Source organism: Modestobacter sp. VKM Ac-2985, from assembly GCF_026967925.1.
Classification (GTDB): domain Bacteria; phylum Actinomycetota; class Actinomycetes; order Mycobacteriales; family Geodermatophilaceae; genus Modestobacter.
This window is the reverse complement of the sequence record NZ_JAPVBI010000002.1, coordinates 1,148,904-1,172,520: the sequence shown is the minus strand read 5'-3', so window position 1 is coordinate 1,172,520 and position 23,617 is coordinate 1,148,904. Positions and strand designations below refer to the sequence as shown.

Annotated in this window: 24 protein-coding genes and 1 tRNA gene; 10 read left to right on the top strand and 15 right to left on the bottom strand. The window is 74.7% G+C overall.

Features of this window, described 5'->3' with window-relative positions:
- The first annotated feature begins 15 nt into the window (after positions 1 to 15).
- From O2V61_RS14915 to rsgA, 3 genes are all read left to right on the top strand, one after another.
- Positions 16 to 1,485, top strand: coding sequence for an NAD-dependent succinate-semialdehyde dehydrogenase (locus O2V61_RS14915; RefSeq protein ID WP_269184055.1), 1,470 nt, complete (start codon positions 16 to 18; stop codon positions 1,483 to 1,485).
- Positions 1,486 to 1,577: 92 nt separating this feature from the next.
- Positions 1,578 to 2,858 (top strand): 3-phosphoshikimate 1-carboxyvinyltransferase, encoded by a 1,281-nt coding sequence (gene aroA / locus O2V61_RS14910; protein WP_269184054.1) that lies wholly within the window; start codon positions 1,578 to 1,580, stop codon positions 2,856 to 2,858.
- Complete coding sequence (gene rsgA, locus O2V61_RS14905; RefSeq protein WP_269184053.1) at positions 2,855 to 3,871, top strand: ribosome small subunit-dependent GTPase A; 1,017 nt, start codon at positions 2,855 to 2,857, stop codon at positions 3,869 to 3,871. Before aroA ends, rsgA begins: the two co-directional genes overlap by 4 nt.
- An 84-nt stretch (positions 3,872 to 3,955) precedes the next feature.
- Here the strand turns inward: rsgA and O2V61_RS14900 are convergent, their stop codons facing one another.
- Together O2V61_RS14900 and O2V61_RS14895 are read right to left on the bottom strand one after the other, a co-directional pair.
- Positions 3,956 to 4,687 carry a peptidase E gene (locus O2V61_RS14900; protein ID WP_269184052.1) on the bottom strand — a complete coding sequence of 244 codons (732 nt, stop codon included), beginning with the start codon at positions 4,685 to 4,687 and terminating at the stop codon, positions 3,956 to 3,958.
- A 2-nt stretch (positions 4,688 to 4,689) separates the two neighbouring features.
- Positions 4,690 to 5,226, bottom strand: coding sequence for a DUF2087 domain-containing protein (locus O2V61_RS14895; protein ID WP_269184051.1), 537 nt, complete (start codon positions 5,224 to 5,226; stop codon positions 4,690 to 4,692).
- A 53-nt stretch (positions 5,227 to 5,279) separates the two neighbouring features.
- On the opposite strand from O2V61_RS14895, the gene O2V61_RS14890 reads away from it, so the two are divergent.
- Positions 5,280 to 5,462: a DUF2795 domain-containing protein gene (locus tag O2V61_RS14890; RefSeq protein WP_269184050.1), complete on the top strand. Its 183-nt coding sequence runs from the start codon at positions 5,280 to 5,282 to the stop codon at positions 5,460 to 5,462.
- 119 nt (positions 5,463 to 5,581) lie between these two features.
- Positions 5,582 to 6,385 (top strand): histidinol-phosphatase, encoded by an 804-nt coding sequence (gene hisN, locus O2V61_RS14885; RefSeq protein WP_269184049.1) that lies wholly within the window; start codon positions 5,582 to 5,584, stop codon positions 6,383 to 6,385.
- Between the two features lie 39 nt (positions 6,386 to 6,424).
- On the opposite strand, the gene O2V61_RS14880 is transcribed toward hisN, so the two are convergent.
- The 3 genes from O2V61_RS14880 to O2V61_RS14870 all read right to left on the bottom strand — a co-directional run bounded on the left by O2V61_RS14880 (position 6,425) and on the right by O2V61_RS14870 (position 8,894).
- Positions 6,425 to 6,616, bottom strand: a complete 192-nt coding sequence (locus tag O2V61_RS14880; RefSeq protein ID WP_269184048.1) for a hypothetical protein — start codon at positions 6,614 to 6,616, stop codon at positions 6,425 to 6,427.
- A 99-nt stretch (positions 6,617 to 6,715) separates the two neighbouring features.
- Entirely contained in the window at positions 6,716 to 8,104 is a 1,389-nt protein-coding gene (locus tag O2V61_RS14875) for an FGGY family carbohydrate kinase (RefSeq protein ID WP_269184047.1), read from the bottom strand.
- Positions 8,105 to 8,192: 88 nt separating this feature from the next.
- Positions 8,193 to 8,894, bottom strand: coding sequence for a GAF and ANTAR domain-containing protein (locus O2V61_RS14870; RefSeq protein ID WP_269158747.1), 702 nt, complete (start codon positions 8,892 to 8,894; stop codon positions 8,193 to 8,195).
- A gap of 171 nt (positions 8,895 to 9,065) precedes the next feature.
- On the opposite strand from O2V61_RS14870, the gene O2V61_RS14865 reads away from it, so the two are divergent.
- From O2V61_RS14865 to O2V61_RS14855, 3 genes are all read left to right on the top strand, one after another.
- Positions 9,066 to 10,280, top strand: coding sequence for a GNAT family N-acetyltransferase (locus O2V61_RS14865; protein ID WP_269184046.1), 1,215 nt, complete (start codon positions 9,066 to 9,068; stop codon positions 10,278 to 10,280).
- An 84-nt stretch (positions 10,281 to 10,364) separates the two neighbouring features.
- Positions 10,365 to 11,762, top strand: coding sequence for a cystathionine beta-synthase (locus tag O2V61_RS14860; protein WP_269184045.1), 1,398 nt, complete (start codon positions 10,365 to 10,367; stop codon positions 11,760 to 11,762).
- Positions 11,759 to 12,898, top strand: a complete 1,140-nt coding sequence (locus tag O2V61_RS14855) for a cystathionine gamma-synthase (RefSeq protein ID WP_269184044.1) — start codon at positions 11,759 to 11,761, stop codon at positions 12,896 to 12,898. Before O2V61_RS14860 ends, O2V61_RS14855 begins: the two co-directional genes overlap by 4 nt.
- A 71-nt stretch (positions 12,899 to 12,969) precedes the next feature.
- Here O2V61_RS14855 and map read toward each other — a convergent pair whose 3' ends face one another.
- The gene (gene map / locus O2V61_RS14850; protein WP_269184042.1) at positions 12,970 to 13,740 is read right to left on the bottom strand and encodes a type I methionyl aminopeptidase; all 771 of its coding nucleotides are present in this window, start codon (positions 13,738 to 13,740) and stop codon (positions 12,970 to 12,972) included.
- Between the two features lie 44 nt (positions 13,741 to 13,784).
- Here map and O2V61_RS14845 point away from each other — a divergent pair, with 44 nt between their 5' ends.
- Both O2V61_RS14845 and O2V61_RS14840 read left to right on the top strand, forming a co-directional pair.
- The gene (locus tag O2V61_RS14845) at positions 13,785 to 14,054 is read left to right on the top strand and encodes a helix-turn-helix domain-containing protein (RefSeq protein ID WP_269184041.1); all 270 of its coding nucleotides are present in this window, start codon (positions 13,785 to 13,787) and stop codon (positions 14,052 to 14,054) included.
- A 71-nt stretch (positions 14,055 to 14,125) separates the two neighbouring features.
- The gene (locus O2V61_RS14840) at positions 14,126 to 14,989 is read left to right on the top strand and encodes a glycosyltransferase family 2 protein (RefSeq protein WP_269184040.1); all 864 of its coding nucleotides are present in this window, start codon (positions 14,126 to 14,128) and stop codon (positions 14,987 to 14,989) included.
- Between the two features lie 4 nt (positions 14,990 to 14,993).
- Here O2V61_RS14840 and O2V61_RS14835 read toward each other — a convergent pair whose 3' ends face one another.
- The 9 genes from O2V61_RS14835 to O2V61_RS14795 form a co-directional block, all read right to left on the bottom strand.
- Positions 14,994 to 15,179 (bottom strand): ferredoxin, encoded by a 186-nt coding sequence (locus tag O2V61_RS14835; RefSeq protein WP_269184039.1) that lies wholly within the window; start codon positions 15,177 to 15,179, stop codon positions 14,994 to 14,996.
- Positions 15,176 to 16,450: a cytochrome P450 gene (locus tag O2V61_RS14830; protein ID WP_269184038.1), complete on the bottom strand. Its 1,275-nt coding sequence runs from the start codon at positions 16,448 to 16,450 to the stop codon at positions 15,176 to 15,178. The genes O2V61_RS14835 and O2V61_RS14830 overlap by 4 nt, the downstream gene beginning before the upstream one ends.
- A gap of 72 nt (positions 16,451 to 16,522) precedes the next feature.
- Entirely contained in the window at positions 16,523 to 17,395 is an 873-nt protein-coding gene (locus O2V61_RS14825; protein ID WP_269184037.1) for a polysaccharide pyruvyl transferase family protein, read from the bottom strand.
- Between the two features lie 114 nt (positions 17,396 to 17,509).
- Positions 17,510 to 17,797, bottom strand: a complete 288-nt coding sequence (locus O2V61_RS14820; protein ID WP_269184036.1) for a GNAT family N-acetyltransferase — start codon at positions 17,795 to 17,797, stop codon at positions 17,510 to 17,512.
- Between the two features lie 49 nt (positions 17,798 to 17,846).
- Entirely contained in the window at positions 17,847 to 19,007 is a 1,161-nt protein-coding gene (gene galK, locus O2V61_RS14815; RefSeq protein ID WP_269184035.1) for a galactokinase, read from the bottom strand.
- Entirely contained in the window at positions 19,004 to 20,149 is a 1,146-nt protein-coding gene (galT, locus tag O2V61_RS14810; protein WP_269184034.1) for a galactose-1-phosphate uridylyltransferase, read from the bottom strand. Before galT ends, galK begins: the two co-directional genes overlap by 4 nt.
- Before the next feature lie 120 nt (positions 20,150 to 20,269).
- Positions 20,270 to 20,346, bottom strand: a tRNA-Met gene (locus tag O2V61_RS14805).
- A 50-nt stretch (positions 20,347 to 20,396) separates the two neighbouring features.
- The gene (locus tag O2V61_RS14800; RefSeq protein WP_269184033.1) at positions 20,397 to 22,562 is read right to left on the bottom strand and encodes a DEAD/DEAH box helicase; all 2,166 of its coding nucleotides are present in this window, start codon (positions 22,560 to 22,562) and stop codon (positions 20,397 to 20,399) included.
- A gap of 490 nt (positions 22,563 to 23,052) precedes the next feature.
- On the bottom strand, positions 23,053 to 23,556 hold the full coding sequence (locus O2V61_RS14795) for a hypothetical protein (protein ID WP_269184032.1): 504 nt from the start codon (positions 23,554 to 23,556) through the stop codon (positions 23,053 to 23,055).
- Positions 23,557 to 23,617: the final 61 nt, after the last annotated feature.

Here is a 23,617-nt window from a genome sequence, read left to right as displayed (position 1 = left end):
CGGAGGGCACATCACGTGACGACCACCCAGGCTCCCTCGACCGAGCAGCCGAAGACCGCCAGCGACGCAGGCGCACGCCCGTACGCGACGGTGAACCCCTACACCGGGAAGACGGAGAAGGAGTTCCCCTTCCTGGAGACCGACGCCATCGACGGCGTGGTCTCCCGGGCCCACGCCGCCTTCGGTGAGTGGCGTCGCCGGTCGGTGGAGGAGCGCGCCGCCGTCGTCGGCCGGGCCGCCGAGCTCATGCGCGAGCGGCAGGACGAGCTCGCCGCCCTGATCACCCGGGAGATGGGCAAGCGGATCCAGGAGGCCGCCGGTGAGGTCCAGCTGGCCGCCAGCATCCTGGAGTACTACGCCACCAACGGCCCGCGGTTCCTGGCGCCCAAGCCGATCGACGTGATGGGCGGCGGCGAGGCCGAGGTGGTGAACGAGCCGATCGGCGTCCTGCTGGCGATCGAGCCGTGGAACTACCCGCTGTACCAGGTGGTGCGGGTGGCCGGCCCGAACCTGACCCTGGGCAACACCGTCCTGCTCAAGCACGCGGAGAACAACCCGCAGTGCGCCCTCGCCCTGGAGCAGCTGTTCCGGGACGCCGGGGCCCCCGAGGGCGTCTACACCAACCTGTTCCTGCGGATCGCCGACGTCGAGCAGGTCATCGCCGACCGGCGGGTGCAGGGCGTGACGCTGACCGGCAGCGAGCGGGCCGGGGCGAGCGTGGCCCAGCTGGCCGGCAAGCACCTGAAGAAGTCGGTGCTGGAGCTCGGTGGCAGCGACCCGTTCATCGTGCTGGACGCCCCGGACCTGGGCCGCACCGTCAAGGCCGCGACCATGGCCCGGATGGCCAACACCGGCCAGGCGTGCATCGCCGCCAAGCGGATCATCGTGCTCGACGACGTCTACGACGACGTCGTCGCCGGCCTGCAGCAGGCCTTCGGCACCTTCGCTCCCGGCGACCCGGCCGACCCGGCGACGACGCTGGGCCCGCTGTCCACCGAGCGGGCGGCACAGGACCTCGCCGCGCAGATCCAGGACGCCGTCGACAAGGGCGCCACCGTGCTCGCCGGCGGCAGCCGCCCCGAGCACGACGGTGCGTTCGTCCAGGCGACCCTGCTGGCCGACGTCACCCCCGAGATGCGGGCCTACCACGAGGAGCTCTTCGGCCCGGCCGCCGTCGTCTACCGGGCGAAGGACGCCGACGAGGCCGTCGCGCTGGCCAACGACAGCGACTTCGGGCTCTCGGCGGCCGTCTACAGCGGCGACACCGAGCGGGCCCGCGAGGTGGCCGACCGGCTGGAGTCCGGGATGGTCTGGATCAACCAGCCGTCCGGCTCCTCCCCCGAGCTGCCCTTCGGCGGGGTGAAGCGGTCCGGCTACGGACGCGAGCTCTCCGAGCTGGGCATGTTCGAGTTCGCCAACCGCCGGCTGGTGCGCACCATGCCGCCGAAGAAGCAGGCGGCACCGGCGCAGCACGTCGGAGGCTGATCCCGCCCCCGGGTCCTGCTCCGGCGGGGCCCGGGGCCCGGCCGCGGTCACGACACGGGGGCCGAGGACGTCGGCAGGGCAGGATGAGCGGCATGACCGAGGTCTGGACGACGCCCGCCCGCCGCACCCCGGTGGACGCCGTGGTGACCCTCCCCGGGTCCAAGTCGATCACCGCACGCGCCCTCGTGCTGGCCGCGATCGCCGACGGGCCCAGCCGGCTGGTGCGCCCGCTGCGCGCCCGCGACACCGACCTGATGGCCGCCGGGCTGCGGGCGATCGGGGTGGGCATCGTCGCCGACGGCGGGGACTGGCTGGTCACCCCCGGGCCGCTGCGGGGGCCGGCCGAGGTGGACGCCGGGCTGGCCGGCACGGTGCTCCGCTTCCTGCCGCCGGTCGCCGCACTGGCCGCCGGGCCGGTCCGGATCGACGGCGACGCCCGGCTGCGCGACCGACCCAACGCCGGCCTGATCGCCGGCCTCCGGGACCTCGGCGTCCGGGTCGACGACGACGGCCGCGGCCGGGCCCCGTTCACCGTGCACGGCACCGGTGCGGTGCGTGGCGGTGCCGTCACCGTCGACGCCAGCGAGTCCAGCCAGGTGGTGTCCGGGCTGTTGCTGGCCGCGGCCCGCTTCGACAGCGGCATCGAGCTGACCCTCGCCGGGAGCCTGCCGTCCCTGCCGCACGTGGAGATGACCGTCCGGACGCTGGCCGAGCACGGCGTGCAGGTGAGCCGGACCGACGGTGGGTGGCGCGTCGCGCCGGGCCCGATCGCGGCGCTGGACCGCGTCGTCGAGCCGGATCTGTCCAACGCCGCACCGTTCCTCGCTGCGGCTCTCGTGACCGGCGGCCGGGTGACCGTGCGCGACTGGCCGACCGACACCACCCAGCCCGGCGCCCAGCTCGACCGGCTGTTCACCGCGATGGGCGCCACGGTGGTGCGCACGCCCGAGGGGCTGCAGGTGACCGGAGGCTCCCGGATCGCCCCGCTGGAGGCCGACCTGGGCGAGGTGGGCGAGCTGACCCCGGTGCTCGCCGCACTGTGCGCCCTGGCGGACGGGCCGTCCCGGCTCACCGGCATCGCCCACCTGCGCGGCCACGAGACCGACCGGCTGCAGGCGCTGGACGAGGTGCTCAGCGCCGTCGGCGCCCGGGTCGAGCAGCTGCCCGACGGGCTGGTCATCACCCCGGGGCGGCACCGCCCGGCCCGGCTGGACTCCTACGCCGACCACCGGATGGTGCACGCGGCGGCGGTGCTGGGCCTGGCGGTCGACGGCATCGAGGTCACCGACCCGGGGGCGGTGACCAAGACGCTGCCGGACTTCCGGGAACGCTGGGCCGGTCTGCTCGGCGAGGACGCCGGGGTGCCCGCGTGAGCCGGAAGATGGACAGCCGGTCCGACGAGGACGACGTCCGCGTCCGGGCCTCACGGCACGGCTCCCGCCCGCGCACCCGCACCCGCCCCACGCACGAGGAGGCCGTGCCCGGGCTGGTCATCGCGGTGGACCGCGGCCGGATGACGGTGCGGGTCGAGGGCCCCGGGGGCTCCCCGGTCGACGTGACCGCGATGCGCGCCCGCGAGCTGGGCAAGCACGGCGTCGTCGTCGGCGACCGGGTGCGGCTGGTGGGCGACACGACGGGGCGCACCGACAGCCTGGCCCGGATCGTGACCATCGCCGACCGGGTCACCTCGCTGCGCCGCACCGCCGACGACACCGACCCCACCGAGCGGATCGTGGTGGCCAACGCCGACCAGCTCGTCGTCGTCACCTCGATCGCCGACCCCGAGCCGGCGCTCGGCTTCCTGGACCGATGCCTGGTCGCCGCCTACGCCGGGGGGCTGTCGCCACTGCTGGTGCTGACCAAGTCCGACCTGGCCAGCCCGCAGCCACTGCTGGACCGGTACGCCGGACTGGAGGTCGACGCGGTCCCGATGTCCCGCGAGGCGCCGCTCGATGAGCTGGTGACCCGGCTGCGGGACCAGATGAGCGTGCTGGTCGGCCAGTCCGGGGTCGGCAAGTCGACGCTGTTCAACCGGCTGATCCCGGGCGCCTTCCGGGCCATCGGCGACGTGAGCAAGATCGGCAAGGGCAGGCACACGTCCTCCTCGGCGGTCCTGCTGGACCTGCCCGGGGGCGGCACCCTGATCGACACCCCGGGCATCCGCTCCTTCGGGCTGGCGCACGTGACCCCGCAGGACGTGCTGGCCGCCTTCGACGACCTCGCCGAGGCCGCGGTCGACTGCCCGCCCGCCTGCGGGCACACCGCCGCGGACCCGGAGTGCGCCCTGGACCCCTGGGCCGCCCAGGGCACACCCGCAGCGCGGGAGCGGTTGGGCAGCTTCCGCCGACTGCTCACCGCCGTCGGCCAGCTCACCCCCGGCCACTGAAGAAGGACCCCGTCCTCCTCATCCCTCGCGAGCTCGGGACGAGCCTCGGGACGGGGCCGCCGGGAAGGGGCGGGGCTTCGCGGGTCAGATCTCGCGGGGGGTGATCGCGCGCTCGGTCCAGCCGCCGCGCCCGTCCGGGTCCACCCGCCACGCCCGGGCCCCGGGCCGCACCGTGACCGCCTCCGCGAGCTCCGCACCCACGTAGTGCAGACCCACGCCGTCCTCGGTCGCGTGGCCGGCCGGCAGGGTCCCGGCGGCGACCAGCCTGCGGTAGGTCTCCCGGCGCGGCTGGTCGGTCAGGTCGTCGTGCACGCCGTTGCTGTAGGGCAGGAACCCCAGCCCGTCGGTGAACGGGTCGAGCCGGTCGGACCACGAGTCGGTGGGCCCGCCCACGTGCCAGCACAGGCTGCCCGCGCTCGGCCCGGCGAGCACCACCCCGGCCTCCCAGCACTCGCGCAGCACCGTGTGCAGGCCATGTGCCCGCCAGACCGCCATCGCGTTCACCACGCTGCCGCCCTCGACCAGCACGACGTCCTGGGTCAGCAGGTGGCTGCGCACGTTGGCGACGCTGGGTTGCGGGAACAGCCGCAGCACGCTCAGGACGACGTCGTCCCGGCCCCCGAACACCCGCTGGTACGCCGAGACCGCCGCCGGGTCGTCGCCCACCGCCGTCGGGAGGTAGCAGAGCCGCACCGGCCCGCCGTCCGTGCGACGGGCCGCACCCAGCGCCAGGACGTGCTCCAGCAGCGGCCGGTTGCCCCGCTCTCCCGGCCGCGGCTGGATCACTCCCGAGAACGCGAACACCTGCCGTCGCACCGTCACACCTCCACGTATCCGCCGCTGCGCCAGTAGACCCCGGACTCCCGGGACAGCAGCGCCTCGTCCACCAGGTATCGGCGGAGCGCGGCCACATCCGGGTGCCAGGCGGCGAGCAGTGCGTTGACCTCCCGCTCCGGGTAGCGGACACCCGGCTCGAAGACGTGCACGAGGTGCTCGAGCACGACCCGCCGCTTGCTGTGCTGCGCGGGGACGGAGACCAGCCTGCCGTCCCGGACGAAGGCGCGCAGCACGGCGTCCGCCCCGGGATCGGCGGACAGCTGCGGCGCGGGCGGTGCGGTGGCGGCCGCTGCCCGGGCCGCCTCCCCGAAGCGCTCGGCGTGCAGCGTGAGGAGGTGACCGTCGCGGTGCACCAGGCCGGCCCGGGCCAACCGCCGCGCGGCCAGCGCGACCTCCTTCAGGGACAGCCCCGACAGGTCGGCGACGTCCTGGATCGTGGTCGCGCCGAGGGCCAGCGCGGCAACGACCTTCAGCCGCACCGGATCGGCCAACAGCCCGACGATGCTCCCGGCTTCCACGCCCCGACGGTATCCGTGCATCGCCGGCACAGCTGTCGGGTACCCGGCGGGCCATGGTGAGCCCGATCGACATCCAGAAGGCCCTGTCCGGCATGGACTACCCGGCGAGGAAGGACGACGTGGTGAAGCACGCGGAGTCCCACGGAGGCAGCGGCGAGGTCCTCGACGCCCTGAAGGGGATCGACGACCAGGAGTACGACACCCCGGCGGCGGTCAGCAAGGCCGTCTTCAACTAGAAGGACCCCCTCTCCCCCCACCCCTCGCACGCTCGGGGCGGGCCCCTGAGAGGGGGCCGCTCCAGCACGTCACCGTCGGCGGGCGGGGCTCTGCGGACCCCGCCCGCTAGGTTCGGGCCATGACGGCTGGCCAGCGGGGATACAACGAGGACATGCGCCTGGCGCACGTACTGGCCGACCAGGCCGATGCGATCAGCCTGGACCGGTTCCGGGCGCAGGACCTGAAGGTGGACACCAAGCCCGACCTCACCCCGGTCACCGACGCCGACCACGCGGTCGAGGAGCAGCTGCGCAGCACGCTGGCCCGCGCCCGCACCCGGGACGCCGTGCTCGGCGAGGAGTTCGGCAGCACCGGCCGGGGAGATCGCCGGTGGGTGATCGACCCGATCGACGGCACCAAGAACTTCGTCCGCGGCGTCCCGGTGTGGGCGACCCTGGTCGCCCTGCTGGACGGCGACCTGCCGGTGGTCGGACTGGTCTCGGCACCGGCCCTGAACCGGCGGTGGTGGGCTGCGGCGGGCACCGGCGCCTGGACCGGACGCCGGCTGGAGAACGCCACCCGCTGCACGGTCTCGCAGGTGGGTGCCCTGGCCGACGCGAGCCTGTCCTACTCCAGCCTCTCCGGCTGGGAGGAGCAGGACCGGCTCGAGCCGTTCCTCGACCTGACCCGTCAGGTCTGGCGGACCCGCGCCTACGGCGACTTCTGGAGCTACATGATGGTCGCCGAGGGCGCCGTCGACGTCGCCTGCGAGCCCGAGGTGTCCCTGTGGGACCTCGCCGCCCTCGACGTCATCGTGCGCGAGGCGGGGGGCGCGTTCAGCGACCTCGCCGGCAACGCCGGGCCGGCCGGCGGCAGCGCGGTGGCCAGCAACGGCGTCCTGCACGCCGACGTGCTGACGGCGCTCGCCCCCCGGGGGGAGTGAGCGCCGCCGGCGTGGGTCGGACGGGTCAGTGCACGCGGGTCAGTGGGTGGTGCCCGGCCCGGTGCCGGAGCCGCCGCGACCGCCCTGCAGCCGGCGCCGGACGTCCTCGATCTTCGCCCGGTTCTTCGGGTCGTTGGCCAGCTGCTGGGCCTTGTCCGTCGCCTGACGGACCATCTGCTTGCCCTTCGGGCTGTTCGCGAACTGCATGACCTTGTTCATCAGCGACGCCATGGTGCGCCCACCCCCTTGCACTCCTGCGGCTCCCGGCCGGGCCCGCTCGTCGAGGACAACGGTGCCAGCGACGCGGGCGTTCCGCGCGGCGACCGGGGGTCAGCGCCGGGCCGCGGCCCAGCGCTCGCGGACGGCGGCGAACGCCGCCGCCTGTCGCGGCTCGACGACCGGCCCGGCCGCCCGACCGGGCTCCAGGGCCAGGCCCACGCCGCGCGCGGCGAGGACCGCGGCGCCGGCTGCCGATGCGCTCCGGACCTGCACGTGCTGCACCGGCCGGTCGAGCACGTCGGCCAGGAGCTGCTGCACCCCGGCGTCCCGGCCACCCCCGCCGGTCAGCACGACCGGCCCGCCGGCCTCCGGTCCGAGCAGGTCCAGCGCTGCCGCCACGGCGCACGCCACGCCCTCCAGCGCCGCGCGGGCGAGGTCGGCCCGGGTGGTGTCGGCCGACAGCCCCGTCCAGCCGCCGCGGTCGGCCGGCCCGGCCACCCCGCCCCGCTCGCCGGTCAGGAACGGGGAGAACACCACGCCGCCCGCTCCTGGGCGGGTGGCGGCCAGGCCGGCGGTGAAGGCCGGCCAGTCCAGGCCCAGCACCTCGCGGACCCAGGCCCACGCGGTGCCGGCGTTCTGCAGCGCGGCCATGGCGTACCAGCCGCCCTCCACGTCGGCGTAGCAGTGCACGACGGGGTCGGCGACCGGCTGCGGGGAGACCTGCGGCCGGATGACCTGGGCGCCCGAGCCGAGGTTGACCTGGACGCCGGTGGTGGTGCCGGCGGCCAGCAGCGCGAGCGGGGTGTCCGCGCCACCGACCACGACCGGCACTCCCCCGCCGAGCACGGGCGCCACCCCGACGACGGTCGACCCCGGCACGACGGCCGGGAGCAGGGCCGGGTCGACGCCGGCGGCGACGGTGGCCGTGGTCGACCAGCGGTCGCCGGGCACGTCCCACAGCAGCGTCGCCGACGCGTCGCTGCGGTCGGTGACGGCCGGGTCCGCACCGGGCACCAGCGCGGCCCGGACGGCGTCCTTGGGCAGCAGCACCGTCGCAGCCCGGGCGACCAGCTCCGGGCGGTGGACCCCCAGCCAGGCCAGCAGCGGTCCGGTCATCCCGGCGGCCAGGGGGTTGGCCAGTGCGGCGCGGTCGGGTCCGGGGAGCTCCCGCCAGCGCGCCAGCTCCCCGGTCGCGCGCTGGTCGGGCCACAGCAGCGCCGGGGCCAGCGCGGCGCCGGACCGGTCCACCAGCACGGCGCCGTGCATCTGGCCGGAGAACCCGAGGGCGGCCACCGGCCGGTCGCCCAGCGTCCCGGCCACGGCGGCGAGGGCGTCGTCCAGCGCCCGCAACCAGACGGCCACCTCCGTCTGCGCCCAGCCCGGCCGCGGGCGGTCGACCGGGTAGCCGACCTCGGCCTCCGCGACCACGGCACCGTCGAGGTCCAGCGCGGCGAGCTTGAGCCCGCTGGTGCCGAGGTCGGCGCCGAGCACGACGGTCATCGGGCGCCCGGCACCGCGGCCGGCCGGCGCCGGGTCTGTCGCATGCCCTGATCCTCGCCCCGCCCCCGAGCAGGACGCCAGCCGCCGGTCAGCTGCCGCGCAGCAGCCCGGTCGCGGCGAGCTCCTCGGCGATGTCGCGCAGCTTGACGTTGGTGCGCTGCGACGCGTGGGTGAGCAGCGTGAACGCCTGCTCGGGCGTGATCTTGTAGCGCTCCATCAGGATGCCCTTGGCCTGCTCGATCGCCGCGCGGGAGGCCATCGCCTGACGCATGTTGGCCACGTCGTTGGTGGCCCGGGCAGCGGCCTCGGCGTTGCCGACGGCGATCGCGACGAAGGCCGCCACCTCCTCGCCGATGGTCACGTCGGCCACGCCGAAGGCCCCGGGGTGGCGTGCGTAGTTGTTCAGCGCGCCGATGTTCGCGCCCTGGAAGGGCAGCGGGATCGACAGCGAGCTGAGCACCCCCAGCCCCGCGACCTGCTGTGCGTACTCGGGCCAGCGCTCCTCGTGGCGCATGTCCTCCACGAGGAAGACCTCCCCGGACCGCCCTGCGTCGACGCACGGGCCGTACCCGTACGCGTACTGCAGCTCGTCGGCGTCCATGGCGATCTGCCCGTCGAAGGCAGCGGTGAAGGGGCGGTCGTCACGGATGAGCGTGATCGAGGTGGCCTCGGCACCGGGGATCGCACGGTGGGAGATCTGGACGATCTCGGTCAACACCTCAGGCAGCTCCCGCCCCACGAGGACGACGCCCGCCAGCTCCTGGTGCAGTGCGCCCAGACTCTCGGTCATCGTCTCGGGGGTCCCTCTCCAGTGCGGCGGGTGAGCCGTGGGTTCGACGTCCGCCTGGCCGGGGGGTGACGCCCCGGCGGACCGAGGGTATACGGCGTAAAGCGACGCTCAGCGCGCCCGGGCAGAGAACTCGGTTGCCGCCGCGCCGCCTCGTGCGCCAGGGTCCGCAGGATGAGCCCGACGGCGGCAGCGGAGCATCTGCTCCCCGGCGGGCTCGTGCTGCGGGGCTGCCGGCCCGGCGACCTCGAGCAGGTGGGTGCGCTGCTGGCCGACCGCGGTGAGCCGGCCGACGCCCTGGACCATCGGCTGGTCGTCGAGGACCCGGACACCGGCTGGGAGGCCACCGCCGTCGTCGTGGACGGCAACCGGGTGGTCTCCACCGCCACGCTGCTGGCCGAGTCCGTGCGGCTGGAGGACGTCGTCCTGCCCGCCGGCCAGGTCGAGCTGGTGGCCACTGACGCGGCTTACGAGGGCCGGGGTCTGGTGCGGGCGCTGATGGCCTGGGCGCACGACCGTTCCGCGGCCCGGGGTGACCTGCTGCAGGTGATGATCGGGATCCCGTACTTCTACCGGCTGTTCGGCTACGAGTACGCGATCGACGTCCCCCCGGCCCGGCCGGTGCACACCCTCCCGGCCCCGGCTGCGGGGCTGCGGCCGGCCACGCCGGCGGACCTGCCGGCGCTGGCCCGGCTGCAGGACGCCGCCCAGGCCGGTGCGGACGTCGCGATGCCGCACCCGGCGGCCCGGCTGCGCTGGCTGGTGGCGCACGAGGCGAGCACCACCTGGGTGCTGGACCGGGACGGCGCGGTCGTCGCCTCCGCCCGGGTCCCCGAGCCGGACGACGACGTGCTGGTCGCCGAGCCGACCGCGGTGGACGACGCCGCGGCCGCCGGGTTGCTGGCCGGCGTGACCGCGCTGGCCGCAGGCCGGCCGGTCCGGGTCACCGACCGCCCGGCCAGCCTCCCCGGCCGCGCCTGGGCCGACCGGCTGGGCGCCGGCAGCGACCTGGCCGAGCAGTACTACGTGCGGGTCCCCGAGCCGGGCGCCCTGTTGGAGGCGCTGCGGCCGGTGCTCGGCCGCCGGGCCGGCGCCGTCGGCGCCCGCCGCGACGTCGTCGTCTCCACCTACGGCGCGAGCTGGCGACTGCCGGCCACCGACGACGGGCTGGGTCCGGTGGTCGCGGGTGGGCGGCTGCAGGCGCCGGGGACGGCCGGCGGCGCCGGCGTCGCCCCGGACCAGGTGGGCGCCCTGCTCCTCGGCCCGCACGGCATGCACGGGCTGTCCCGGCGGCGGCCGGACGTGTACCCCGGCCGGGACGCCGAGCTCTACGAGGCCCTGTTCCCCCCGCTGACGGCCGACCTGCTCACCTACTACCTGCCGTACTGAGGCACCCGGCGGCGTCTGGTGGGATGGTCGGGTACGCCGGTGCGCGGGATCCGCCGCCGGCCCACCCGCAGAGCAGGAGACCCCGTGCAGTACGCCGAGTCCGTCGTCGAGCTCATCGGCGACACCCCGCTGGTCCGGCTGAACGCCGTGACCTCCCACCTCGGCCCGGACGCACCGCTGGTGCTGGCCAAGGTCGAGTACGTCAACCCGGGCGGCTCGGTGAAGGACCGGATCGCGCTGCGGATGATCGAGGCAGCCGAGGCCGCCGGCGACCTCCGGCCGGGCGGCACGATCATCGAGCCGACCAGCGGCAACACCGGCATCGGGCTGGCGCTGGTGGCCCAGACCCGCGGCTACAAGTGCATCTTCGTCTGCCCGGACAAGGTGGGCCAGGAGAAGATCAACGTGCTGAAGGCCTACGGCGCCGAGGTGCACGTCTGCCCCACCGCCGTCGACCCGGCCGACCCGCGGTCCTACTACTCGGTCTCCGACCGGCTGGCCAAGGAGACCCCGAACGGCTGGAAGGCCGACCAGTACGCCAACCCGAACAACCCGCGCTCGCACTACGAGACCACCGGGCCGGAGATCTGGACGCAGACCGACGGGAAGATCACCCACTTCGTCACCGGCGCGGGCACCGGCGGCACCATCTCCGGCGTCGGCCGCTACCTCAAGGAGGCCAGCGGCGGCCGGGTCCAGGTCATCGGCGCCGACCCGGAGGGCTCGGTCTACTCCGGGGGCACCGGCCGCCCCTACCTGGTCGAGGGCGTCGGTGAGGACTTCTGGCCCGAGGCCTACGACAAGTCGATCGCCGACGAGATCGTCGCGGTCTCCGACGGCGACTCCTTCGCGATGACCCGGCGGCTGGCCCGCGAGGAGGGCCTGCTGGTCGGCGGGTCCTGCGGGATGGCCGTCGTCGCGGCCCTGCGGGTGGCCGAGCGGCTGACGAAGGACGACGTCCTGGTGGTGCTGCTGCCCGACGGCGGCCGCGGCTACCTGGGCAAGATCTTCAACGACGAGTGGATGGCCGACTACGGGTTCCTGGACGCCGGCGGCGGCGAGACCGTGGGCGAACTGCTGGACGCGAAGTCCGGCAGCACCCCGACGCTGGTGCACACCCACCCGAACGAGACGGTGCGCGACGCGATCGACATCCTGCGCGAGTACGGGGTCAGCCAGCTGCCGGTCGTGAAGGCCGAGCCGCCGGTGACCGCCGGTGAGGTGGTCGGCTCGGTCGCGGAGAAGACACTGCTCGACGCGCTGTTCACCGGCCGGGCAACGCTGGCCGACCCGGTGGAGCGGCACATGTCCGCCCCGTTGCCGATCATCGGCTCCGGCGAGCCGGTCTCGGCCGCGGTCGGGGCCCTCGGCGACGCCGATGCGCTGCTGGTGCACGTGGACGGGAAGCCGGCCGGCGTCGTCACCCGGCAGGACGTGCTGGGCCACCTGGTCGGCATCCCGGCTCCTACGGTGGGGCCATGACCGGGTTCAACACGCGCGCCATCCACGCCGGGCAGGACCCTGACCCCGCCACCGGCGCGGTCATCCCGCCCCTGCACCTGACCACCACCTACAAGCAGGACGGCGTCGGCGGACTGCGCGGCGGCTACGAGTACAGCCGCAGCGCCAACCCCACCCGGGACACCCTGCAGACAGCCCTGGCCTCCCTCGAGCAGGGCACCCGCGGGCTGGCCTTCGCCTCCGGGCTCGCCGCGGAGGACACCCTGCTGCGCACCGTGTGCCGGCCGGGTGACTCGATCGTGCTCGGTGGCGACGCCTACGGCGGCACCTACCGGTTGATCTCGCGGGTGCTCGCCCCATGGGGCATCAGCCACCAGCCGGTCGACCTCAACGACCTGGACGCCGTCCGGGCCGCCGTCGCACCCGAGACCGCGCGGGTGATCTGGTGCGAGACGCCGAGCAACCCGCTGCTCAACGTCTCCGACATCGCCGCGCTGGCCGAGATCGCGCACGCCTCGGGCACGCTGCTGGTCGTCGACAACACCTTCGCCAGCCCCTACCTGCAGCAGCCGCTCACGCTGGGCGCCGACGTCGTCGTGCACTCCACGACGAAGTACCTCGGCGGGCACTCCGACGTCGTCGGCGGGGCGCTGGTGGTCGCCGATGCCGACCTCGGTGAGCGGCTGGCCTACCACCAGAACGCGATGGGCGGGGTGGCCGGCCCGTTCGACGCCTGGCTGGTGCTGCGCAGCCTGAAGACCCTCGGCGTCCGGATGGACCGGCACAGCGCCAACGCCGGCCGGATCGCCGAGTGGCTGCTGGCCCACCCGGCCGTCGACGACGTGCTCTACCCGGGCCTGCCGCAGCACCGCAACCACGAGATCGCGGCGAAGCAGATGTCCGGCTTCGGCGGGATGGTCTCCTTCCGGCTGAAGGGCGGCGAGGAGGCTGCGCTGCGGGTCTGCGAGCGCACGTCGCTGTTCACCCTGGCCGAGTCGCTGGGCGGCGTGGAGTCGCTGATCGAGCACCCGCACCGGATGACCCACGCCAGCGCCGCCGGCTCCCCCCTGGAGGTGCCCGCCGACCTGGTCCGCCTGTCGGTCGGCATCGAGGACGTCGACGACCTCCTCGCCGACCTGGACCAGGCCCTCGCCTGACGGCCGCAGCCGTTGGTCACCCAGCGTCGTCTCCCGATCCGGGAGACCGCGCTGGGTGACCAACGGCGTGCTCAGGCGGGGAGGGTGAGGATGCGGGGGCCGTCGGCGGTGACCGCCACGGTGTGCTCGACGTGGGCGGCGCGGCTGCCGTCCGCGCTGCGCAGCGTCCAGCCGTCGGCGTCGACCCGGTAGTCGTCGCTGCCGCCGGCCAGGAACCAGGGCTCGATCGCGATCACCAGCCCCGCCCGCAGCGGCAGCCCGCGGCCGGCCCGGCCCTCGTTGGGCACGTGCGGCGCCTCGTGCATGGTGCGCCCCACCCCGTGCCCGCCCTGGTCGGTGTTGATGCCGCAGCCGCCGGCCCGGCCGACGGCGGCGATCGCCGCGGAGATGTCGCCGACCCGGTTGCCGACCACGGCCGCAGCGATCCCGGCAGCCAGCGCCCGCTCGGTGGTCTCCACGAGCTCGAGGTCCGCCGGCCGGGGCGTGCCGATCGGGTAGGTGCGGGCCGCGTCGCCCACCCAGCCGTCGAGCGTCGCCCCGGCGTCGACGCTGAGCAGGTCGCCGTCCTCGAGCTCTTGGGCGGTGGGGATGCCGTGCAGCGCCACGTCGTTGACCGACAGGCAGACCACCCCGGGGAACGGCGGGGTCGTGGGCGAGGGCGCGTAGCCGAGGAACGGAGAGGTGGCGCCGGCGTCGGCGAGGACCTGGCGGGCCGCGGCGTCCAGCTCACTCAGCCGCACCCCGGGCGCGGCCAGTGCCCGCACCGCGGCGTGCATGTCGGCGACGACCGCCCCGGCGGCGCGCATCGCGTCGATCTCCTCTGGTGTGCGCAGCTCGATCATCTCAACCCTTCCGGTATTGGTATCCCAGTATTACTATCACGACCATGGTCCGACCGCCGCTGAGCCCCGAGGAGCGCGAGCGCGGCCGCCGGCTGGGTGGCCTGCTCCGCGCCGCGCGCGGTGACCGCTCCCCCGCCGAGGTCGCCGCCACCTCCGGCGTGAGCCTCGAGGCGCTGCGGAAGATCGAGTCCGGCCGGGTCCCGACGCCGGCCTTCTTCACCGTCGCCGCGCTGGCCGACACCCTGGACCTGCCCCTGGACTCCCTGGTCGCCGCGCTGCACACCCCGGCCGAGGGCACCGCCCTCACCGCCTGAGCCCGGGCCCGGTGGCCGGTCCCACACCGCGACCACCCGTTCAGTGCCGGGCAGCCGGGTAGGGGCTGGTCGTGAGCGAGCCCCGGGTCAGCGTCGTCGTCGCCACCATGGACCGACGTGAGTCGCTGCTGCGCTCCCTCGACCGGCTGGACTCCCCCGGCGGGCCACCGGTGATCGTGGTGGACAACGCGTCCTCCGACGGCACCGCCGACGCCGTCCGGGCCACGCACCCCCGGGTCGAGGTGCTCTCCTTGCCCGCCAACGCCGGGGCAGTCGCGCGCGACCACGGCGTCCGGCGGGCCGGGACCCGCTACGTGGCCTTCGCCGACGACGACTCCTGGTGGGAGCCGGACGCGCTGGAGACGGCGGCCGACCTGCTGGACACCCACCCGGACGTCGCCGTGGTCGTCGGCCGGGTGCGGATGGCCAGGGACGGCAGCGAGGACGCCGTGACCGGCAAGCACCGCGCCGCCGCCCTCGGTCGCTCTGCTGCCGGTCCGGACGTGCTGAGCTTCCCCGCCTTCGCCGCCGTCGTCCGTCGGGACGCCCACCTGGCCGTGGGCGGCTTCTCCCCACTGTTGTTCTTCGGCGGCGAGGAGCACCTGCTGGCCCTGGACCTGGCGGCCGCCGGATGGCAGCTGGTGTTCAGCGGGGACGTCGTCGCCTGGCACGACCCCGCCGGCCCGGACGCACCCAGCCCGGCCCGGTGGGCGCTGCAGACCCGCAACGACGTGCTCGTCGACTGGCTGCGCCGCCCGCTGCCGGTGGCACTGGCCGCGACCGGCCGGCTGACCCGGCAGGCGACGGCGGACGCGGCTGCCCGCCGGGCGCTGGCCGGGGTGCTGCGCCGGCTGCCCGCCGCGCTGCGGCAGCGGCGACCCGTGCCGGCCCGGCTGGAACAGCGGTTCGCCACCGCACTGCGCCCGCTGGGGTGAGCCGTCAGTCCTCGACCAGCGAGAGCGCCCCGGTCGGGCACGCGCGCACCGCGGTCTCCACCGCCGTGAGGTCGGTCGGCTCACCGACCTGCAGCCGGCCGGCGGTGTCCAGCTCGAAGACCTCCGGCGCCTCCACCTCGCACACCCCCGCGCTCATGCAGACCTCGCGGTCGACCACCACCCGGGTCATCGCACCCCCGTCAGCCGCGCCGGCAGCCGCTTGAGCCCGTTGACGAACGAGGACTCCAGCCGGGCCGGTGGGCCGATGACCTCCAGGTCGGGCAGCTGGTCGGCGAACGCCCGGAAGGCCACGCCGATCTCCCGGCGGGCGAGGTGCGCGCCCAGGCAGAAGTGCGGACCGCGGGAGCCGAACCCGACGTGCGGGTTCGGGTCGCGGGAGAGGTCGAACCGGTGCGGGTCGGCGAAGACGGCGGGGTCGCGGTTGGCCGCCCCGTAGAACAGCAGGAACTTCGACCCGGCCGGGAACGACTGCCCGGACAGCTCGACGTCCTGCGTCGCCGTCCGGCGCATCCAGGTGATCGGGCTGGTCCAGCGCACGATCTCCTCCACCGCGGTGCGGGTGAGCCCGGGGTCGGCGGCCCACCGCTCCCGCTCCGCCGGGTGCTCCGCGAGCGCCAGCACGCCCTGGGAGATCGCGTTGCGGGTCGTCTCGTTGCCGGCGACCAGCAGCAGGATGAAGAACGAGGCGATCTCCTGGTGGGTCAGCCGCTCACCGTCGACCTCGGTGGTGACCAGCGCAGTCGTCAGGTCGTCGGCCGGGTGCGCGTGCCGTTCCGCGGCCAGCCGGGCCATCAGGCCGGCGAGCTCCTCCCCCGCCTTCAAGAAGGCGGTGACCATCTGCTCCTCGTCCACGACGAGCTCGGGGTCACCGCCGGAGAGGATGACGTTCGACTGCCGCAGCACCAGGGCACGGTCGCCGTCCGGGATGCCCATCATGTCGCAGATGACCCGCAGCGGGATGGGCGCGGCCAGGTCGGCGACCACGTCGATGGTGCCGTCGCCGTCCTCGGCGGCGCGCCGGGCGCGGGTGACCACGTCGTCGGCCACGGCCTGCACGTTGCCCACCAGCTTCTCCAGCACCCGCGGCGTGAACGCCTTGGCCACGATCCGCCGGATCTTGCCGTGCCGGGGGTCGTCCATGCTGATCAGCGACCCGTAGAACTCGTTGAGGTCCGGGGGCATGTCGGCGATGGAGACCGCCCCGGCCCCGGAGGAGAACAGCATCGGCTGGCAGCTGATCGCCTCGACGTCGGCGTACCGGGTGACCGCGTGGTAGCCGGGACCGGGCTCGATGTAGGGGATCACCGGCTCGGCGAAGAACGCGAACGGGCGCTCGCGGCGCAGCTGGTCGTAGACCGCGTGCCGCTGCTCCGGAGGGGCGCCCCAGAACGTCCGGTCGGACAGGTCGACGGCGTCGAGGTCCAGCATCGGTGCGGTCACGGCGGCCTCCAGGCGGACGGTGGTCAGCACCCCGACGCTAGCTCAGCCGTGACGCCGCTCACACCCATCCGGTCACCCGGCGGCGAGCTCCTGGAGGAACCACTCGCGCGCCGCCGCGTTGCCGACCGCTCCCCGGCGCCGCGCCTCGGCGAGCTCCTCGGTCAGCGTGCCCGACAGCGCGTGCTCCAGCGCCGCGTCCAGGGAGTTGGCGTCGACCTGCTCGGCGGGCAGCACGACCGGCCAGCCGAGCGCCGCGGCCTGGGCGGTCACCTTCGCCCCGCCGACGACGGCGTCGCAGGCGACCACCGGGACGCCGTGCGCCAGCCCGAGGACCAGGGCGTGCAGCCGCATGCTCACCACCACGTCGGCGCGGCGGACCAGCGCCTCCACCTGCAGTGGGAACCGCTCGTGCGGCTTCTCGTAGAGGTCCATGGTGAGCTCGAACCACGGGATCGCCCGGGCCCCCAGCCAGCTCTCGATCGCGCTCCGCACCTGGGCGGCCCGACTGCGGTCGCCGTACTCCTCCTGCGGCGGCGCGAAGGCGACAGCGACGACCGGGACGTCCGGGGTGGTGGTCCCGATCGCCAGGTCCGGCCGGGCGATGCCGGGGGCGTCCCGCTCCCAGACCCGGTGGAACAGCCCACGCCCGGCCTCGGAGACGACCGAGACGTTCACCGCCCACCGCTGCGCGTCGGCGAAGGCATCGGTCAGCTCCCGCAGCAACGGGCTGTCCGACAGCGGACCGCTGACGAAGACCAGGTGGGTGTAGTCGGCCGGGTCGACGTCGCGCCAGTTCGCACCCCGCTGGAGGTAGGGCGCCCAGGCGACGTCGTGGTCGATGCCGGCCTCGGTGAGCCAGCCGACCACCGCATCGGCACCCAGTTCGTCGCCGATGGTGGCGATCACCTCGTCGAAGCTGAACCAACCGGTGACCAGGGCACGCATGCCCCCAGCCTCTCAGGCGCGCGCCGCGCGCCCGCAGCTGGCTCAGGCCCCAGCGACCCTGTCGCCTCAGGCCCCAGCGACCCTGTCGCCTCAGGCCCCAGCGACCCTGTCGCCTCAGGCCTCGTCGGCGACCAGGTCCCGGTACTCGGGGTGCCGCTCGATCCAGCCGCGCACGAACGAGCACATCGGCACGACGGTGCCGCCCTTGCTCCGCACGTCGTCCAGGGCGGCGCGCACCAGGGTGCTGCCCACCCCGGAGTGCCCGGCGTCGCTGTCGACCTCGGTGTGGGTGAACACCACCTGGTCGCCGCGGCGCTGGTAGGCGGCCTGGCCGAGCAGCCGGTCGCCGTCCCGGATCTCGTAGCGGCTGTCCTCGGGGGCGTCGGTGACGGTCGGCTCCATGCTCTGCCGAACCCCCGTCGCGGCCGGGGTGTTCCCCGGCCGCGACGGGTCAGGACAGCCGGCGGGCCGCCGGACCGGAGGTGACGGTGAGGATGCCGGGCAGCGTCAGGTCCCGCGCTCGGCAGGCGGCCGTGACCGCGTCGCCGACCGCCGGGGCGTCGGTGGACCGGATGAGCGCGATGGCCGAGCCGCCGAAGCCGCCGCCGACCATCCGGGCGCCGAGCGCACCGGCTGCCCGGGCCGCCGCCACGACCACGTCGAGCTCCACCGCCGACACCTCGTAGTCGTCGCGCAGCGAGGTGTGCGAACCGTCGAGCAGCGCCCCGATCTCGGCGACCCGGCCGGCCCGGACCAGTTCGACGACCTCGTCGACCCGCTGGTTCTCGGTGACCACGTGCCGGGCGCGGGCCTGCAGCCGCGGGTCGCCCAGCCGGGCCACGTCGGCCGGGGTGGCGTCGCTGAGCCACTCCAGGCCGAGCTGGCGGGCCGCCTCCTCGCAGTCGGCGCGGCGCTGGGCGTACTGGCCGTCGGCCAGGGTGTGGGAGACCCGGGTGTCGATGACCATCAGCTCCAGGCCGGCCTCGGCCAGCCCCAGCTGCACCGGCTCGGTGCGGGAGTCCCGGGTGTGGATGAGCAGGGCCGAGCCCTCCTCGGCCAGCAGCGCGACGGTCTGGTCCATCCCGCCGGTGCCGGCGCCGACGACCTCGTTCTCCGCCCGGATCGCGGCCTGGATCAGCAGGTGCCGCAGCTCGCGGTCGTCGCCCCGGCCGGCCAGCTCGGCCGCCGACAGGGCCACCGCCGCCTCCAGCGAGGCGGAGCTGGACAACCCGGCGCCCAGCGGCACGTCGCTGCTCACCGCCAGGTCCAGGCCCGGCACGTCGACGCCGGCCTGCTGCAGCGACCAGAGGGTCCCCGCGGCGTAGGCGACCCAGCCCGAGACGTCGCCGGGGCCGAGGTCGGCCAGCGTCCCCTCGAACGGTTCGGCGTCGGGGTCGGTGCTGCTGATCCGGACCCGGTCGTCGTCCCGCCTGCGGACCGCAGCGGCGGTCACCCGGGTCAGCGCGAAGGGCAGGCAGCGCCCGCCGGTGTAGTCGACGTGCTCCCCGATCAGGTTGACCCGGCCGGGTGCGGCCCAGACGCCGTCCGGGTCGCTCCCCCAGGTGGCCCGCAGCTCGGCGACGGCGAGGTCGCCCTGCTCCTGCGCGGTCACGACGCCACCTCGCGCAGCCGCTCGGCGATCCGCTCCGGGGTCGTGTCGTTGATCCAGGCGCCCATGCCGGACTCCGAGCCGGCCAGGTACTTCAACTTCCCGGGGGCCCGCAGCAGCGAGAACAGCTGCAGGTGCAGCCGGCCCAGGTCGCGCTCCTCGCCGGTCGGTGCCTGGTGCCAGCCGGAGATGTAGGGCACCCGCTCCACACCGGGGTGGAAGCGGTTCACCCGGCGCAGCAGCTCCTGGTAGAGCCCGGCCAGCTCGGCCCGCTCGGCGTCGTCCAGGGCGGCCAGGTCGGGCACGTCGCGGTGCGGTGCGAGGTGGACCTCCACCGGCCAGCGCGCGGCTCGAGGCACGTAGGCGGTGAAGTGCTCGCCGGCCAGCACGACGCGGGTCCCCTCGGCCTGCTCGGCGGCCAGCACGTCGGCCAGCAGGTTGCCGCCGGTCGCGTCGCGGTGCCGGCGGGCCTGCTCGAGCAGCTGGCCGGTGCGCGGCGCGACGACGGGATAGGCGTAGACCTGCCCGTGCGGGTGGGTCAGCGTCACCCCGATCTCCTGGCCGCTGTTCTCGAACACGAAGACCTCGGCCACCCCGGGGTCGGCCGAGTGGACCGCCGTCCGCTGCGCCCAGGCCTCCACGATCGTGCGCATCCGGGCAGCCGGCAGGTCGACGACCGCGGCGTCGTGGTCGCTGGAGAACACGACCACGTCGCAGTGCCCGTAGGCGGGGGCATCGGGCGGGCCGAACGGGACGGCGGGCGCCCCCTCGGCCGGTCCGGCGGTCAGCGGCGCGAAGCTCGGGAAGCGGTTGGCGAAGACGGCGACGTCGTACTCGCTGTCGGGCACCTCGGTCGGCCGGGCCGGGTCGCGGGTGGGGTCGAGCGGGCAGTCGGCCGCGCTGGGCAGGAACGTGCGGTTCATCCGGTGCCCGGCGATGGTCACCCACTCACCGGTGAGGACGTCGTAGCGCACCTCTCCCGCCCGGGGCGCCTCCAGCAGCGGACGGGCGTCGGCCGTGGTGTGCACCGGGCCGTCGGTCGCCTCGTCGTCGAAGTAGAGGATCGGCCGCCCGTCGGCCAACGTCCGCTCGGTGACCTGCCCCGGCCATCGACGTGCCCGGTCGGCGATCGGTCCCGCGTCCATCTGGAGGTCCTCCTCATCGACGGCGCTGCCGGGTCCTCCGGCAGCAGCCAGAGTCTGCCCAACCGGCTGGGCGCACAGACGGAGGGCCCGGTCACCATGACGGTGACCGGACCCTCCGGTTGGTAGCGGGGACAGGATTTGAACCTGTGACCTCTGGGTTATGAGCCCAGCGAGCTACCGAGCTGCTCCACCCCGCGTCGCAAGGAGAACGTTACCCCACGCCGCGGACCACCTGCACCGGGGGGGGTCAGAGGGTGAGCTCGGCGGCGGGAACCGGCGCGGCCGCCACCTCCAGCGCATCGGTCAGCAGGGCGACCAACGCCTCGAGTTGCACGTCGGTCGAGGAACCGACCTCCTCGTCCGACCCGTCCAGTGCGCGGGCCGCGAGACCGGCCTTGCTGTCGATCAGCTCGGCGATCCGGGCGTCGATCGTCTGCGCGGCGATGATCCGCCAGGCGGTGACCGGCTCGGTCTGGCCGATCCGGTGGGCGCGGTCGATGGCCTGGGTCTGCTCGGCGTCGGTCCAGGAGAGCTCGGCGAGCACCAGGTTCGAGGCGACCTGCAGGTTGAGCCCGACGCCGGCCGAGGTCAGGGAGCAGACCGCGACGGAGACGGCCGGGTCGTTGACGAACGCGTCGATGTTCCGCTGCCGCGCCCCCGGCGTCTGGTCACCGCGGATCGAGGAGAAGCGCACACCCTGTTTGGTGAAGACCTCCTCGGCGGTGTCCATGACGTCGATGTGCTTGGCGAAGAAGACGACCTTGCCGGCGCTGCGGGCGAGCTGCGCGGCGTAGTCGGCGGCGAGGCCGGCCTTCGCCTCGCCGATCCGCCGCATCATGCTGAAGACGTTCTCCCCGGCCTTGGTCGAGGTCGCGTCCTTCAGCTCCCAGCGCGCCACCTGGCGCACCAGGCTTGCGTCGATGCCCTCGACGGCGGTGGCGGACTCGCGGGCCGCGAGCGCGGACTCGTACCGCTTGACCAGCCGGCGCGAGAGGTCGCGCTCGGCCGCACGGATCGACCGGCCGGCCGCCCCGTCGAGCTCGACGGGCAGGTCGGCGATCCGGCGCGCGGGGATGTCGGCGGCCACGTCGACCTTGCGGCGCCGGACGATGCCCAGGTCGATCACGCATCGGCGGGCCGTGGCGTAGAAGCCGGCGTCCGCGGGCGTGAGCCCGGTCTCCTCGAGGGAGTCCATCAGCTCCGCGAGCGGCTTGGCGTCGTCGATCCAGCCGAGGAACTGCCAGATGGCCCGGAAGTCCTCGATGTCGTTGATCAACGGCGTCCCGGTGAGCGCCATGAGCAGGGGCCGGGGGTTGCGGGTGCGGATCCGCTGGGAGAGCTCGAGCACGTGCTGGGAGCGCTGCGACGTCTTGTTCTTGATGAAGTGCGCCTCGTCGACGACCATCCCGCCGAACCCGAAGTCGCCCAGCCAGCCCACGTGGCGGTCCAGGACCTCGTAGTTGACGACGACGATGTCCGCGAAGCCGTCGATCGTCTCCCCGTTGCCGTGGATCACGGTCGCCGTGCGGTGGGGCGTCCAGAGGCCGGCCTCCCGTGCCCAGTTGGTCTTGACCACGTTCGGGACGACGACGAGCAGTGGGTAGGCGTCCGCCGCCTCTGCGGCCAGCAGCGCCTGCGCCGTCTTCCCCAGTCCGGGTTCGTCGGCCAGCAGGAACGTCCGGTGGCCGGCGGCGGCTGCGGCGACGAGCTGCCCCTGGTGCGGCATCAGGTCGAGCCCGGCCGGGGTGAAGCGGCTGGTCGGGAACGGCAGGTCCAGGCAGGCCGGTGCGCCCCCCGATGCGCGCTCGAAGGAGTTCAACAGCGGGCCGATCAGCTCCCACCCGGCCAGCCGGCGCGGCCGGGGCTCCGCGGGCCGGACGGCGGAGAAGTCCGGTGCGAGGAACGGGTTGGCCAGCTGCCGCGACACGACCGACTGGGGCACCACCTGGCGCTCGGGGGCGACGGTGGCCGCGACCGGCTCCGGCGCCGGCGCCACCTCGGGGACCGGCTCGACGCCGACGGACGCCAGCAGCTGCCGCTTGAGCGACCTGGCCGCCTCGGACACGACCGCGTCCTCGGCGAGGAGCGCGAGCAGACCGGAGTCCCGCACGGCGGTCTTCGCGAGGATCGTCCCGATCCCGTCGAGCCGCTTGAGCTGCTCGGTCCGGCGGCTGTCGCTGCCGGCCCCCTCCGCCCGGACCCGAGCGTGCTCCTCGCGCACCAGGAGCGCCACCACCTGGAACTTCGCTCGCACGGCGGGGGTCACGCGACCGCGCTGGGCGGCCGCCTCGACCTCCCGGACGGTGCGGGCGAGCACCGCGATGAGGTCGCCCTCGTCACGGTCCCGGGCGCGTCGCTGGGTGCGCGGGGCGCCACGGCGGGTGCCCGCCTGGGCCTGGCCTCGTCGAGCCAACAATCCTCCTCTGGAACGCCCGGCCCGGTGGCCGCGGCGGGTGCCGCACACAGGTCCGCGATCGGGGTGACGGCTGTCGCGAGGAGACGACCAGGACGGTCGCTCCGATCCACGACCCGGCCCCACGGATCTGCAGCAGATCGACGTGATCGGGGCCGGACAGCCCACCCACGGTGGGGACCTGCAGCCACCACTCGATGGCCGGGGCACCCACCGCACAGGAGAAGTCGTCGCCGGACGAGCGACAGGTCCCTGAAGCAGGTGCTCGACCCATGCTAACGGCCATCCCCCCGGCCATCTTCCCGGCCGTCCTCCCGGCCGTCCTCCCGGCCGTCCTCCCGGCCAGGGACACCGGCACGGCAGGACGACCCGGCACGAACGAGGACGGCGCCCCACGGTGACCGTGGTCGAGCCGTCCTGTCCTGCGGGGAGGGGGCCGGTCCCGTGGTCCCCCGGCGTGACCTGGCTGGGCAGACGTCTCCGCCGACGGTCAGTTCGTGCTGGGCGGGGAGACGCCGCACTCGGCCTGCGCGTGCTCCATGATGTCGTCCATGGGCGCTGCGCTCCGGGCCGAGTAGTCGTCGAAGGCCCCCTGCCACGCCGCCAGGCCCTCCGTCGAGACCGGGGCAGCCCCGTCGGTCTGCTCGATGGCGTCCTGCCCTGCCCCGACCACGGCCGAGAACTGACCGTCGAGCTCCGCGGGCGGCTCCATCGCCGCCAGCTGGTCGGTCAACGCGCTGAGCACGTCGCGCACGGCACCGGGGTCGCCGGCCGCCACGTCCTCGGCCTCCGCCGATGCCTCCAGCCCTCTGAAGAGGTCGTCCATGTCGGCACAGAAGGACGTGGCGTCGGCAGCCGACCCGGTGTCCTGCGCGGTCTCCGACACAGCCCCGTCGGCCGTGACGGCCGTGTCGTCGGCCTCCCCGCCGCAGGCGGTGACCACCACCAGAGCGCCGGCGGACAGGACCGTTCGGACGACGAGGCGGGCGCGCATGCCGAGGAGACTAGCGACGCGAGGCCTCGATCCCCGATGCAGCACCAGGAGGCCCGGAGCT

Excerpts from the sequence above, each read along its gene's own strand:
- hisN (WP_269184049.1), top strand. The coding sequence starts at position 5,582 with ATGACGGCTGGCCAGCGGGGATACAACGAGGACATGCGCCTGGCGCAC.
- O2V61_RS14890 (WP_269184050.1), top strand. The coding sequence starts at position 5,280 with ATGGTGAGCCCGATCGACATCCAGAAGGCCCTGTCCGGCATGGACTAC.
- galT (WP_269184034.1), bottom strand. The coding sequence starts at position 20,149 with ATGGACGCGGGACCGATCGCCGACCGGGCACGTCGATGGCCGGGGCAG.
- O2V61_RS14855 (WP_269184044.1), top strand. The coding sequence starts at position 11,759 with ATGACCGGGTTCAACACGCGCGCCATCCACGCCGGGCAGGACCCTGAC.
- O2V61_RS14875 (WP_269184047.1), bottom strand. The coding sequence starts at position 8,104 with ATGACCGTCGTGCTCGGCGCCGACCTCGGCACCAGCGGGCTCAAGCTC.
- map (WP_269184042.1), bottom strand. The coding sequence starts at position 13,740 with ATGATCGAGCTGCGCACACCAGAGGAGATCGACGCGATGCGCGCCGCC.
- O2V61_RS14825 (WP_269184037.1), bottom strand. The coding sequence starts at position 17,395 with ATGCGTGCCCTGGTCACCGGTTGGTTCAGCTTCGACGAGGTGATCGCC.
- O2V61_RS14880 (WP_269184048.1), bottom strand. The coding sequence starts at position 6,616 with ATGGCGTCGCTGATGAACAAGGTCATGCAGTTCGCGAACAGCCCGAAG.
- O2V61_RS14820 (WP_269184036.1), bottom strand. The coding sequence starts at position 17,797 with ATGGAGCCGACCGTCACCGACGCCCCCGAGGACAGCCGCTACGAGATC.
- O2V61_RS14795 (WP_269184032.1), bottom strand. The coding sequence starts at position 23,556 with ATGCGCGCCCGCCTCGTCGTCCGAACGGTCCTGTCCGCCGGCGCTCTG.
- O2V61_RS14870 (WP_269158747.1), bottom strand. The coding sequence starts at position 8,894 with ATGACCGAGAGTCTGGGCGCACTGCACCAGGAGCTGGCGGGCGTCGTC.
- O2V61_RS14835 (WP_269184039.1), bottom strand. The coding sequence starts at position 15,179 with ATGACCCGGGTGGTGGTCGACCGCGAGGTCTGCATGAGCGCGGGGGTG.
- aroA (WP_269184054.1), top strand. The coding sequence starts at position 1,578 with ATGACCGAGGTCTGGACGACGCCCGCCCGCCGCACCCCGGTGGACGCC.
- O2V61_RS14865 (WP_269184046.1), top strand. The coding sequence starts at position 9,066 with ATGAGCCCGACGGCGGCAGCGGAGCATCTGCTCCCCGGCGGGCTCGTG.
- O2V61_RS14845 (WP_269184041.1), top strand. The coding sequence starts at position 13,785 with ATGGTCCGACCGCCGCTGAGCCCCGAGGAGCGCGAGCGCGGCCGCCGG.